Consider the following 12,756-nt stretch of genomic DNA (forward strand, 5'->3'; position numbering starts at 1 on the left):
AGCTCGTGCCCTCGAAGCGCACGGTCCGTGCCTCGAGAGGTGACGAGCGGGCCTCCGTGGGCACGGAGGGAGGCGCAGCCCGCCCGAGCGGTCCGAGCAGCAGCGCCGCGATCAGCACCGTCCGAGAAGAGCACATGGGGAGGAAGCATAGAGCCCCCTCCCCACTCGAGCCACGCGTGGCTTCAGGTGCTGACTACCCGCCGAGGAGGCGGGTCGCGTCCCTCACGGGCGACAGGAAGTCGTTGATGTCCGTGAAGATCTTGGACGCGCGGCTGTTGGGAGCCACCTGGTTGGTGAGGTTCGACCCCGCCTGGATCGCGCCGAGGATGTCGCCGTTGCGCGCCGCGGTGGCCGCCTGCAGCGCCGTCTGGCCGTGGGTGGCCCAGGTGGCCACGTTGTTCAGCCCGCGAGCCACGGAGCCGGCCGTGTTGCCCAGCCCGTTCGCGATGTTCGAGGCCCCGCCGGCCACTGCGCCGAGCAGGTTGCCCCAGTTGCGCTCCTTGACGGCCTGCAGCCCCGAGCCGACCGCGTTGGCGCCCTTCTGCACCATACCGGCCACGTTGGCCACCGTCCGGGCCACGCCCGCAGTCGCCTTGCCCGCGATCGCGCCAGCGCCACCCGCCACGGCCCCGGCCATGCCGGCGATGCCGCCCAGGATGTCACCCTTCTTGAACGCGCTCACCGAGCTGATCACCGCGTTGGCCACGCGCGCGGCAATGCCGATCGGGCCCGGGATGAACGAGGCCACCTGCAGCGCGATCTTGCCCACCTTCTTCAGCGCGCCGCCCAGCTTGGAGAGGAAGCCCTTCTTCTCCTTGAAGTTGACGCCCAGCTCACCGTCTGCGCCGACGTTGATCTTCGCCTCGTACTTCTTCCCGCCGATCTTCATCTTGAACTTCGTGTCGCCGCCCTTCGCCATCGCGTCGACAGCCTGATCGAAGGCCCGGTTGATCTCGTCCGGCTTCGCCTTCTTCAGGTGCTTGCCCTTGACGCCGACCTGCTCCAGGAACGCCTTCTTCTCGTCGATCGACAGCTGCTTGACCTGATCCAGCGGGTTCGCGGGGGCCGCGGGCGCGGGCTCACCCACCGCAATGCTGTTCACCGGCGCCGCCGTCTGCGTACCGTGCGTCGCGCTCACCGAAGGCTGGAAGGAGCTCTGCTCCAGGTTCGCGCGATACTGGGCGGCGGGATCCGTGGGAGCAGGCGCGCCCCGCGTCTGGGGCTGGGCGGCGGGCGGCGGCGTGTTGAAGGCAGTGTAGGGAACGAAGCCAGTGTTGCGATGGCTGCTAATCGTGGTCATGTAAGGGAACTCCAAAGTGGTTTCAGGTAATACACCTGCACCCATTCTCCAGACCCCCTCTCAGCAAGTTGCCATTTTGTTTGGGATTTTTGTTGAGGCAGACTTTTGCCAGCGCACCGGAGGATGGAGCGATGTCTCTCCCAAATTCTGAGACGGTGGATGGCTCGACACCGGAGATCACCCCGCTGGCGGCAGAGCATGGAAAGCGGCTGCCGCTCTCCGCGTTCACGCTGCTGGCCGGGGGAGACGTGTTCGAGTCCCGCGGCGGCAAGCCTCCACCGGACGGCGCGGCCCGGGCACGCGCGTACCTGAAGGCCCAGGTGACGATCGTGGCGCACGGCGCGCCCCCCGAGCACACCCAGCGCGTAGAGGCGGACATCGTCCGGCAGCTGTCGGGGAACCTCCAGCTCATTGGGCGGATGGAGGCGTCTCGGCCGGTGACGATTGATCTCATTCCGGCCGGCCAGCCCATGGCGAAGTACGGCTACCCGCGCGCCGTGTCACCCCTGGCAGTGGAGTTGTTCTGGGATCATCCAGACTGGGAGCAAGCGCGCATCGCGCTGCGCCAGGACAAGCTCGGCTCAGAGCCTCACCTGGTCTTCCACGAGGTGGCGCACGCCATCCAGGGCCTGGCCTTCACCCAGGAGGAGAACGATCTCGTCTACCGGACCATGCTGCGCACGTACCGCAACCGCGCAACGGTGGATGAGGTGTTCGCCCTCTACAGCGAGCGGGAGTTCGTCCCCAGCGTCACCGCCCATGATCTGCGCGCGCCCGGCGTATACGGGATGGCACGCCAGCGCTGGAACGAGGAGCACCTCTTCACCCGCTTCGTGCGCAACCTCTACTTCCCCTACAAGCCGCTGGCGGGCCAGGGCTCGGGCGGCTTCTCTTCCTCCTTCGAGGGATGACCAGTTCCAGGCGAGAAGCGCAGCCCCTGTCCGCTCAGACTCTGTTGACAGAGCGTCCGCTATAACGGATATATTGAACATCCGTTTTCACGGACAATTGTCCGATAACCAAGAGGTCTGTCCCATGAGCGCCGCTGTCATCGACCTGCAGGACTTCCGCAAGAAGCGAGAGGCCGAGCAGAGTCAGATGATGCGGCCCGCCTCAGTTCGGCCTTGGCTGCCGGTCTGGGTCTGGGTGATGGTCTGGCCTGCATGAAGTCTGTCCGGGAGAACAGCGGAGGGAAGAGCAAAGGGGCATCACGCCGCAAGGACGTGGAGGCCGCCCCTGAGGCTGCCCCCGTGTCTTCTGGGCCCCCTGTCCCCCCGCCTGCCGAGCTACCTAACGTTCGATCCCCCGCTACGCCTCCTCCCAACGGAGAAGAGGCGTGGACGTACGAGGTAGCTCACCCGGATGCGGACAAGGATCTGGCGCCCATCGTGGGCCGGAACCTGCGGCGCCTGCGCGTGCAGCGAGGGCTGTCGCTCGAGCGGCTGTCCAAGGCCTCGGGCGTGAGCCGGGCGATGCTGGGGCAGATCGAGCTGGGCCAGAGCGCGCCCACCATCAATGTCCTGTGGAAGATCGCCCGGGCGCTGGATCTGCCGTTCTCGGCGCTCATCAGCACCACGGGCGGCGCGGGGACGCGGCTGATGCGCTCCTCGCAGGCCAAGCGGCTCACCTCGCACGATGGGCGCTTCGTGTCCCGGGCCCTGTTCCCGTTCGACGAGCCGCGGCGGGTGGAGTTCTACGAGCTGCAGCTGAAGGGACACAGCGAGGAGCAGGCCGATCCACACCCTCCCGGCACGCTGGAGAACCTCATGGTCACCCGCGGCACGCTGGAGATGGAGATCGGCTCGGAGCGCCACCTGCTCACCGCGGGGGATGCCATCCTCTTCGAAGCGGACAAGCCCCACGTCTACCGCAACGTGGGGTCTGAGGATCTCACCATGTACCTGGTGATGACGTACGCCGAAGAGGTCGGCTGAGCCGGCGTTACTTCGCCGTGCCCATCATCATGGGCATGCCGTTGCACATCATCATCATCGGCGCGCCCATCGCCATCATGGAGTTCATGGCGTCGCAGGCCTCCTTCATCATCGCCATGTCCTGCCCCTCCATGGGCATCATCTTCATCATCATGCCGTCCTTGCCCATCTCGACCGTCATGCGGGCCATCATCGGCACCATCTGACGCATCATCATGGGCATCATCATCGGCATGCCCATGCCCATGCCCATCATGGGGTTCATGCCCATGCCGTTCATCATCATGGGGTTCATGCCCATCATGTTCGGCATCATGCCGCCCATCATCATGGGGTTCATGCCCATCATGCTCGGCATCATGCCGCCCATCATCGGCATGTTGTTGTTGGGCATGTTCATCGGCATGGCGTTCGCGGTCATCATGTTCGGCGGGTCTCCTCCCGGTCTCCCGGGACGTGAAGAAACGCTGTCTGAATAGGGCCGCCGCCACCGCACGGCGAGTGCGTGCCGGTACACCCGTGCGCTTTCCTCCGAGCCAACGGAGGGCTGGACGGAAGCGACGGAGGCACTGCCGGTAGGAACGGATGACCGTCTGCTGGCGCGGACACCCCTGTTGAGCGCTCGATGGAAGCCTCCCGTCAGGGACTGCACACCGAGCGGCCCCCAGGGGCACCCAGGCTCACTCCTCTGCGTCGGCGTCCTGGCGCTTGTAAGCGTTCTCCAGCAGCGCCCACAGCAGCTTCACGCCCAGGGTGGGCTGCTCGCGGGAGAGCTTCACGAGGCTGGCCCGGCTGAAGCGCAGGGCCTCGCCCTCGGAGACAGCGCGGCAGGACATGGCCGCGGGGATGGTCTCCACGAGCGAGCGCTCTCCGAAGAAGGTGGAGGGGCCCTGCTCGCTGCTGCTCCCTCTCTGGGTGAGTTCCACACGGCCGGTGACGACGACCCAGAAGGCGTCGAGGGGATCGCCCTCGCCGAGCAGCTGCTCTCCATCCTGGAAGGGCCGCCGCTCCCCGACCTGGAACAGCATCTTCAGCTCCGTCCCGCTGAGCCTGGCGAACAGGGAGGACGCCTTCAGGGCGTCCATGCCCTCCATCATGTAGAGCGGGTTGACCGCCAGTTCCGTGCGCTCGTTGTCGTCACGCTGTCCCACGTACCCTCCCGGCATGCGTCGTGGGCCCAGAAGCTAGAGGCAAAGACGAGGGCCGGGCAACGTCTGGATGGCGTTCCCCGGCCCTTTCCCACCGCCTGGACTCAGCGCGGCGCCCTCTGCCGGAGCGTGTCTGACGCCCTGGCTCAAGCGCGGCGGAGGAGCGACAGGAGCCTGCGCCGTCCCTTGGCCGAAGTCATGGCGGCCTGCGCGCGGATCCGCGACCGGAGCACCATCCCGAGTACCCACAACCCCACGGCCGCCACAATCTGCCCACCCAGGATGATGCGCCCGCTCTTAGCGTGCAGTGCTGTCGCTCCGCCGACGGCGCCATGCCGTATACGAGGCCACGAGTGCTCCTGCGAGCGCTCCAGCCAGGGCCCCCGCGGCCCGTCGTGACAAGCCTCCGTGCGTCGGTGCCTCCATCCGGAACGTCTCCAGCGAGGTCCGCACCTGCGGCGCCAGCTCCTCCCACCGGGCCGCAGGCGCGCTCACCGTCACCACCGCGTGCCGGCCCTCGGAGGCCAGGCCCACTACCAGCACCGTCCTCACCTGCCCTGCCTCTCGCAGCGTCCCCAGCACCTCCAGCCGCGGCACCGGCTCCATCACCCGCTCCACCCGCTCCGGCACCAGCGTCATCCCCAGCTCCTTCTCGAAGTGCCGCATCACTGCCGCCCCAAAGTCGTCCCGCTCGGAGGGACTGGCCGACAGCGTCCCCTCGACCACGGCAACGAGCAGCCTGGCCGCCTCGGCCCCATCTCCGTCCGACAGCGAAGCAGACAAGAAGCGAGGCGCTCGAGGCTCTAGCGCCACTGCTCCAGCCCGGCTTCCCGCGTACGGCTCCTGGCGCACCATCCGGAAGCCCGCGGGAGGATGGAAGCTGTAGCCGTCCTTGCGCAGCTCGGAGCCGAGCGCGCCTTGGAGCAGCAGCAGGCTGCCGAGGAGGGAGGAGAGGAGCATGGGCCTGCCCCGAGGATAACTCCGTGCGTCCTGTCCGCCCCGCACGTTAACCTGTGCCCGCAATGACCCCTGAAGCCCGGGCCGAGATGCAGGCGCACGCAGAGCGCGCCCTGCGGCGCGGAGAACTGGCCGAGGCGGTGGGCCTCTATGAGACGCTCGCCCAGGCGTTCCCTGGCGACGAAGCGCTCGCCCAGAAGCTCGCCCTTCTGCGCGAGTCCCTCCAGCCCATGGAGCTCCAGCGAGCCCGCCCGCCCCCCCGCGAGGAGCACCTGCCGCTGGGCCCCTCCTCTCCCGTCCAGGAGGGCGAGCGCCTCTTCGCCCTGGGTGACTATGCCGGGGCCGCCGCCGCCTACCGCCGCGCCCTCCAGGAGCGCCCCAACAACGAGCTCATCCAGGAGCGCCTGCTGGAGTTGTACCGCCTGGCCACCTCGGCCCCCGTCCACTCCCCCACCGACAAGGCGCTCCCCAAGGAGCCCGAGCACCGCCTCCACGCCCTGCTGGATAGGCTGGCGGCCAGGCGCCGGCTCAAGCGTGGCTGAGCCGATTCCGTCTCCCTCCTTATAAAGGGCGGAAGTTCCGGGTCTCGCTCCGACGCACCGCGCGATTCACGCGTTGCACGCCTGGGGGGTGGGTCCTACAATCCCGCCCCCGACGCCGCTGTCATAGGCGCTTACCCTTCCCTGACACCTGCGTCCGACTTTTATGCCCCAATCCCTGCGACTCGGAGTCCTCACCGGTGGCGGTGACTGCCCCGGACTCAATGCCCTCATCCGGGGAGTGGTGAAGCGTGGCGTCCACGAGTTCGGCCATGAGTTCGTGGGGATCGAGAACGGGTACATGGGCCTCGTCGAGCCCGAGCTCACCCGCCCTCTCACGGAAGAGGACACCCGCGGCATCCTCCCCAAGGGCGGCACCATCCTCGGCACCTCCAACAAGGCCAACCCCTTCGAGTACGCCGTCCAGGAGAACGGGAAGTGGGTGGAGAAGGATCTGTCCGACGAGGTCCTCCGCCACGCCGCGGAGCTGAAGCTCGACGGCCTGATCGCCATTGGCGGGGACGGCACGCTGACGATCGGCCACAAGCTCGCGCAGAAGGGGCTCAAGGTCGTCGGCTGCCCGAAGACGATCGACAACGATCTGTCCGGCACGGACCAGACGTTCGGCTTCGACACCGCGCGAGGCATCTGCACGGAGGCCATCGACCGGCTGCACTCCACCGCCGAGGCCCATGATCGCGTGATGGTGGTGGAGATCATGGGCCGCCACGCCGGCTTCCTCACGCTGGACAGCGGCATCGCCGGCGGCGCGGACGTCATCCTCATCCCCGAGATCCCCTACAAGGTCGAGTCCATCGTCGAGAAGATCCGCCGCCGGGGTCGGCGCAAGCGCAGCTTCTCCATCATCGCCATCGCCGAGGGCGCCTACCCCGCGGGCGGCAACGTCGCCGTGGCGGAGAAGGCCGAGGACATCCCCGGCCGCGGCGTGGTGCGCCTGGGCGGCGCGGGCAAAGTCTGTGCGGATCTGCTGGCCCACCACATCGAGGCGGAGATCCGCGTCACCGTGCTCGGCCACCTGCAGCGCGGCGGCACACCCTCGGCCGCGGACCGGGTGCTGGCCACCCTGTACGGCTGCAAGGTGCTGGATCTGGTGCGAGACGGGCAGTGGGACCACATGGTGGCACTGCGCAACGGGAAGATCGTCACCGCGCCGCTGAGCGAGTCGCGCAAGGAGCGCCGGGTGGATCCGAGCGGCGAGACGGTGCGCTTCGCCAAGAGCATGGGAATCAGCTTCGGGGACTGAAGGGAACACCTGGACACGATGTCGCTCGTTGGCCGCCAGATCGGTCGTTACCGCATCCTCGAGCAGCTCGGCTCGGGGGGCATGAGCGTCGTGTACAAAGGGCTCGACACCGCCCTGGATCGCGAAGTGGCGGTGAAGGTGCTGCACCCGCACCTGGCGGGACGGGACGAGTCCCGCCGCCGCCTGGCTCGCGAGGCCAAGGCCGTGGCTCGGCTCCACCACCCCAACATCCTGGAGGTCTTCGACTTCTCCGCGGCCGACGCGCAGAACGCGTACATCGTCACCGAGTACATCCGCGGCCGGACGCTGCGGCAGTACCTGGACGAGGGAGGCCTGGAGCCGCCCGAGCTCGCCGCCATGCTCATCCACGAGCTGGCCGCGGCGCTCGCCCACGCGCACGAGGAAGGCGTCATCCACCGCGACCTCAAGCCCGAGAACGTCATGGTCCGCGAGGACGGCGTCCTCAAGCTCATGGACTTCGGCATCGCCAAGCTCCTGGAGACCGAGGAGCGGATGACCGTCACCGGCGCGCTGGTGGGCTCGCCGGCCCACATGGCCCCCGAGATCATCGAGGGCCTGGAGGCCGGCCCCGAGGCGGACGTGTTCTCGCTGGGCATCATGCTCTACGCCTTCGTGACGGGCCGGCTGCCCTTCACCGCGTCCAACACGACGGCCACCCTCAAGCGCATCCTGGATGGGGCCTACGAGGATCCGCGCCGCCGCGTGGCCTCGCTCTCGGACGAGCTGTCGGAGATCATCTCCCGCTGCCTGCAGCGCGACCGGCGCAACCGCTACCCCACCGCGAGCGGGCTGCGCGACGCGCTCGCCGACTACCTCACCGGCCTGGGCTTCCCCCGCGTCAACGAGGAGCTGATCTCCTTCTTCGCGGACCCGGTCTCCTACAAGAAGGCCGCCCGCCAGCGCATCGTCACGGCGCTGCTCGAGCGCAGTGAGCGCTTCCTCACCGAGAAGCGCACCCCCCGCGCCCTGGCCAGCCTCAACCAGGTGCTCGCCCTGGACGGGCAGAATGCCCCCGCTCTGGCACTGCTCGAGGGGCTCAACCGCGCCAAGCGCCGCCGCCTGTGGATCCAGCGCGGCGCCCAGGCCGGCGTGGCGCTCGTCGTCCTCGCCGCGCTCGGCACGGGCGGGTACTTCCTGCTGCGCTCGCGCCCGGCCGCCGTCGTACCACCCGGGATGGACACGCCCACCCCTGACCAGCCCACCCGGCCGGTCGATCCGGCCGGGCAGCCGCCCGAGCCTTCCACGAATCCTCAGGCGGCCGATCCCGGGCTGAATGCGCCCCTCCAGCCGCCCACGCCGCTGCCCATGTCTCCGGAGGCCGCACAGCTGGACCCTGAGGGGACCTCCAGTGGAGAGACCGCCACGGCCAGGAAGCCCCCCCCGCGCCCCGAGCCTCGGATCGAGCCCGCTCGCCCCGAGTCCTCTCGCCCCGCCAAGGTGCGCGTCTCCATCCTCGTGCGCCCCTATGGTGCGATCCAGGTGGACAAGGAGGCGCCAAGCCCGCAGCCTCTGGCGCAGCATGATCTGGAGCTGGCACCCGGGAGCCACACCATCACCGTTCGGTGCGAGTGGTGTGAGGATGCAGTGGAGACGATCAACGTGGTTGCGGGCGCGGAGAACGTCTTCCGGCTGCGCGCCCAGCTCAAGCCCTCGCGGCTGTCCTTCGACTACCAGCCCCTCGAGGCCCAGGTGCGCGTGGGCGAAACCCTGCGGACGGCTCGCGAGAGCCTGGAGCACCCGTTCGACATCCGGTCGCCCCGCGGCCCGGCGAGCTTCCAGCACCGCGTGGAGTACGAGGTCAGCTACCCCGGCTACCGGACGGAGAAGCGCGCCGCCATGATCGAGCCAGGCAAGCCCGTCACCTTGCGAGGGAGCCTCGTCGCCGAATGAGCCGCGGCCTGCCGCTCCTGCTCTGCCTGCTGTCCGCGCTCCTGGCGCCGGTGGCCGCGCACGCGCAGGACTCGGACACGGAGCTGGCCGGCATCCGCGCCGCCTTCGAGTATGGCAAGTACGCCGAGGTAATCGAGCGCGCCGGTGCCCGGATCGATCGGGGGAGCCTGAGCGACGAGCAGCTCGTGGACCTGCATGAGCTGGCGGGCCTGGCGGCCTTCAACCTCCAGCGGCTGGGTGATGCGGAGCGGCACTTCAGCGCCCTGCTGCGGCTGGAGCCGGACCACAGCCTGGATCCCTTCGTCGTGCCGCCGCCCGCGGTGGCCTGGTTCGATAAGCTCAAGCAGCGCATGGACTCGGAGCTGGACTTCCTGAGACAGGAGCGCCGCCTGCGGCAGGAGCGCACGCGGGTCGAGGCCGAGCGTCGCGAGCGAGAGCGCCTCGCCGCCGAGGAGCAGCGCCGGCGCGCCGAGGCCCTGGCCCGTCAGGTGACGGTGCGCACGGTGGAGAAGCGCAACTTCCTGGTGAACTTCGTCCCCTTCGGCGCGGGCCAGTTCCAGCAGGGCCGCAGCAGCCTGGGCATCGTCTTCGCGGCCTCCGAGGGTGCGCTCGCGGTGACGAGCGTCATCGCCTACTTCGCCTACGAGGCCCTCTTCGAGACGGACACCGTCGAGGTGGACGACGTCCTCACGGAGACGGGCAAGGCCACCCTCACCGTGCGCTACATCCCCACCAGCCGCGCGACGCAGGCAGACGCGTGGCGGCTGCTGAAGATCGGCTCGGCCGCGGGCTTCTACAGCGTCTACGCGCTGGGCGTGGCAGACGCCCTCTATCACCACGACGATCAGGTGGTGACGACCACCATCGAGGAGCGCCCCGCCCCGACTTCCCCCTCCGCGAGAGACACCGGCCCCTCGGCGCAGCTCCGCCTCTTTCCCACCTCGGGGGGCCTGGGCGCCGGCCTCACCCTCACCTTCTAGCTCTGTACCCCTCAGGAACCGCATATGGCCAGCCTCAGCGTCCGTACCCCTGACGGAAAGGTCCGCACGCTCCCCCTGATCAAGCGCATCACCAGCATCGGGCGCGGGCAGGACAACGACGTGCAGCTCGACGATCCGGCCGTCCCGGACAGCGCCCTCCATGTGCTCTTCGACGGCAGCCGCTTCACGGTGGGCAGCCTGGGGGCCACGTTCCTGGTCAACGGCAAGAAGCGCGACTCGCACGTGCTGGCCTCGCAGGACGTCATCCGCGTGGGCGCCTCTGAGCTGACGTTCTCCCGGGAGGATGCCCCCGCCCCTCGCATCGCGCCCCTGCACACCCCCTCGCCGGACAGCGTCACCTCCGACGAGTCCCACACCGCCGAGATCCCCGGCGTCCCCGGCCGCGAGCTGGCGATGCTGCGCCGGCTCACCACCTTCAGCGAGCGGCTGCTGGGCAGCTACGACGTGGACAAGCTCCTCGAGAACCTCATGGACGAGGTCATCGAGGTGACGCGCGCGGACAAGGGCTTCCTCATCCTCATGGAGAGCAACGAGCCGCGGGTGAAGGTGGCTCGCAACCTCGCGCGGGAGAACATCGAGGACGCGGTGGAGAAGCTGTCGGACTCGATCATCGCCAAGGTGATGAAGGATCCGAAGCCGCTCATCATCGCGGACGCCATCGACATGCCCGAGTTCAAGGCCAGTGAGTCGGTGGTGAACCTCAAGGTCCACTCCGTCATGTGCGTGCCGCTGACGCACAAGGGCGAGCTGTTCGGCCTGCTCTACGTGGGCAATGACAGGCTGGTGAACCGCTTCGAGCCCAAGAGCCTGGACATGCTCACCATCTTCGCGGCCCAGGCCTCGCTGATCCTGCACAACGCCCTGCTGGTGAACGAGCTGAAGCTCGACAACACCGAGCTGCGCAAGAAGCTGGAGGATCAGCGCTACGGCGACATCGTCGGCGCGTGCCAGGGCATGAGGGACGTCTTCAAGCGCATCGACAAGATCGCGCTCACGGACATCTCCGTGCTCATCACCGGAGAGACGGGCACCGGCAAGGAGCTGATCGCCCGGGAGATCCACCGGCACTCGCCCCGCGCCAAGGGCCCCTTCATCACCATCAACTGTGGCGCCATCCCCGAGAACCTGCTGGAGAGCGAGCTGTTCGGCCATGTGAAGGGCGCCTTCACCGGGGCCGTCGTCACCCGGCCCGGCAAGTTCCAGGCGGCCATCGGCGGCACGCTCTTCCTGGACGAGATCGGCGAGCTGCCGCTGCAGCTCCAGGTGAAGCTCCTGCGCGCGCTGCAGGAGAAGGTCGTCTACAAAGTCGGCGAGAACCGCGGCGAGGCGGTGGACATCCGTGTGGTGGCCGCGACGAACAAGGTCCTCGAGGAGGAGGTGAAGAGGAACACCTTCCGCGAGGATCTCTACTACCGGCTCAACGTCGTCACCCTGAAGCTGCCCCCGCTGCGCGAGCGCGGCGAGGACGTGATCGTCCTGGGCAAGTTCTTCCTCCAGAAGTACTCCAAGGAGTTCACCTCCAAGGTGAAGGGCTTCGCCCCCGCGGCCACCGTGGCCATGAAGAAGTACGCCTGGCCGGGCAACATCCGCGAGCTGGAGAACCGCATCAAGAAGGCCGTGGTGCTGGCCGACAAGCCGCTGCTCGGGGCGGATGATCTGGATCTCAAGCCCGAGAACCTGGAGCCCATCATGCCCCTGCTCCAGGCCAAGGAAGAGTTCCAGAAGCGCTACATCAACGAAGTGCTGGCTCGGAACAACGGCAACCGCACCAAGACGGCCAAGGATCTGGGCGTCGACCCGCGCACCATCTTCCGCCACCTGGAGAAGCTGGAGGCCGAGAGATCAGGCAAGCCCTTGCCTCCCGAGGAGGAAGAGGTCCTCTAGTGCCGCGACGTGGCTGTCACGGTCCACCGTCCGCCCCTGCGGGGCTCACCTGCCAAGTCCCTGTGCTTCCTATGAAATCCTCTCGTTCTCCCCTGGCCAAGGGATTGCTTGCACTACCCCTGCGGTGGCTGGGGCTGGCATGGGCGGTAGGCGTGGCGGGCGGGTGCCTCGTCCCCCAGGACGACACGCTTCTGGAGGGAATCCCCGAGCGCCGCAACCGTCCCCCTCGCATCGTGGAGAATCAAGTGCAGCCCCCTGAACCGATCATCGAAGACTTCGGCGCGGGAGACCTGTGCGAGCTGGACTTCTCCGTCATCGTGGAGGACCCGGACGTGGACGATCTCCTCACGGTGCGGTGGTACCTGGACTACGACACCCAGAATCCCACGGGGGCCTACCGTGAGTTCCAGTTGGCCAACAACGGCCAGCCCCAGCGCGGAGACCGGGCCACGCTGCGCATCAACCTGCGGGCCGCCAACAGCCCGCTGAGCGCGCCGGGGCCTCACCTGGTGGAAGCAGTGGTGGCCGACACGCGCCTGGTGGGCCGCGAGCCCGTGCCGATCAGCACCATCGTCCTGGATGGCGGGGGCGTCATCGTCAACCCTGGCTACATGGTGACGCACGCCTGGTTCGTCACCACGGTGAGTGGAGAATGCCAATGAGCCGCATGGGCCTGACGCTGCTGGCGCTGGCCGTGGCCGGCTCCGGGTGCGCCTACCTGCCGGACAGCCCTGAGGAGAGCACGCTCGTCTGCCGCAACGACGCGGAGTGCGCCGAGGACGAGGTGTGCTTCCTGGACGGCTGCGGCAATCCGGGCC

At 68.2% G+C, this 12,756-nt stretch carries 13 protein-coding genes; 9 read left to right on the forward strand and 4 right to left on the reverse strand.

The genetic code is table 11. The features are described from left to right. Positions 1-193: 193 nt before the first annotated feature. Complete coding sequence (locus VD972_RS10810) at positions 194-1,300, reverse strand: hypothetical protein (protein ID WP_324984901.1); 1,107 nt, start codon at positions 1,298-1,300, stop codon at positions 194-196. Between the two features lie 131 nt (positions 1,301-1,431). Between VD972_RS10810 and VD972_RS10815 the strand changes: the two genes are divergently transcribed. The 3 genes from VD972_RS10815 (at position 1,432) to VD972_RS10825 (ending at position 3,234) form a co-directional block, all read left to right on the forward strand. Beyond that, positions 1,432-2,211 carry a hypothetical protein gene (locus VD972_RS10815; RefSeq protein ID WP_324984904.1) on the forward strand — a complete coding sequence of 260 codons (780 nt, stop codon included), beginning with the start codon at positions 1,432-1,434 and terminating at the stop codon, positions 2,209-2,211. A gap of 124 nt (positions 2,212-2,335) precedes the next feature. After that, the gene (locus VD972_RS10820; protein ID WP_324984907.1) at positions 2,336-2,467 is read left to right on the forward strand and encodes a hypothetical protein; all 132 of its coding nucleotides are present in this window, start codon (positions 2,336-2,338) and stop codon (positions 2,465-2,467) included. Next, positions 2,464-3,234 (forward strand): XRE family transcriptional regulator, encoded by a 771-nt coding sequence (locus VD972_RS10825; protein WP_324984909.1) that lies wholly within the window; start codon positions 2,464-2,466, stop codon positions 3,232-3,234. Before VD972_RS10820 ends, VD972_RS10825 begins: the two co-directional genes overlap by 4 nt. 7 nt (positions 3,235-3,241) lie before the next feature. Here VD972_RS10825 and VD972_RS10830 read toward each other — a convergent pair whose 3' ends face one another. From VD972_RS10830 to VD972_RS10840, 3 genes are all read right to left on the reverse strand, one after another. Next, positions 3,242-3,658: a hypothetical protein gene (locus VD972_RS10830; RefSeq protein ID WP_324984912.1), complete on the reverse strand. Its 417-nt coding sequence runs from the start codon at positions 3,656-3,658 to the stop codon at positions 3,242-3,244. A 256-nt stretch (positions 3,659-3,914) separates the two neighbouring features. Then, the gene (locus VD972_RS10835) at positions 3,915-4,385 is read right to left on the reverse strand and encodes a cyclic nucleotide-binding domain-containing protein (RefSeq protein ID WP_324984915.1); all 471 of its coding nucleotides are present in this window, start codon (positions 4,383-4,385) and stop codon (positions 3,915-3,917) included. 294 nt (positions 4,386-4,679) lie between these two features. Beyond that, positions 4,680-5,342 (reverse strand): hypothetical protein, encoded by a 663-nt coding sequence (locus tag VD972_RS10840; protein ID WP_324984918.1) that lies wholly within the window; start codon positions 5,340-5,342, stop codon positions 4,680-4,682. A gap of 62 nt (positions 5,343-5,404) precedes the next feature. On the opposite strand from VD972_RS10840, the gene VD972_RS10845 reads away from it, so the two are divergent. The 6 genes from VD972_RS10845 (at position 5,405) to VD972_RS10870 (ending at position 12,600) form a co-directional block, all read left to right on the forward strand. Next, complete coding sequence (locus VD972_RS10845; protein WP_324984921.1) at positions 5,405-5,881, forward strand: tetratricopeptide repeat protein; 477 nt, start codon at positions 5,405-5,407, stop codon at positions 5,879-5,881. A 163-nt stretch (positions 5,882-6,044) separates the two neighbouring features. Further along, a complete protein-coding gene (locus VD972_RS10850) occupies positions 6,045-7,142 on the forward strand; it encodes a 6-phosphofructokinase (protein ID WP_324984924.1) in 1,098 nt (365 codons plus the stop codon). Between the two features lie 18 nt (positions 7,143-7,160). Beyond that, positions 7,161-9,053: a serine/threonine-protein kinase gene (locus VD972_RS10855; protein WP_324984925.1), complete on the forward strand. Its 1,893-nt coding sequence runs from the start codon at positions 7,161-7,163 to the stop codon at positions 9,051-9,053. After that, the gene (locus tag VD972_RS10860) at positions 9,050-10,033 is read left to right on the forward strand and encodes a hypothetical protein (RefSeq protein WP_324984928.1); all 984 of its coding nucleotides are present in this window, start codon (positions 9,050-9,052) and stop codon (positions 10,031-10,033) included. Before VD972_RS10855 ends, VD972_RS10860 begins: the two co-directional genes overlap by 4 nt. A 24-nt stretch (positions 10,034-10,057) precedes the next feature. Beyond that, positions 10,058-11,938: a sigma 54-interacting transcriptional regulator gene (locus VD972_RS10865; RefSeq protein WP_324984931.1), complete on the forward strand. Its 1,881-nt coding sequence runs from the start codon at positions 10,058-10,060 to the stop codon at positions 11,936-11,938. A 71-nt stretch (positions 11,939-12,009) separates the two neighbouring features. Beyond that, positions 12,010-12,600, forward strand: a complete 591-nt coding sequence (locus tag VD972_RS10870) for a hypothetical protein (RefSeq protein ID WP_324984934.1) — start codon at positions 12,010-12,012, stop codon at positions 12,598-12,600. Positions 12,601-12,756: the final 156 nt, after the last annotated feature.

The sequence above is a fragment of the Hyalangium sp. genome (assembly GCF_035629615.1).
Lineage (GTDB): Bacteria > Myxococcota > Myxococcia > Myxococcales > Myxococcaceae > Hyalangium.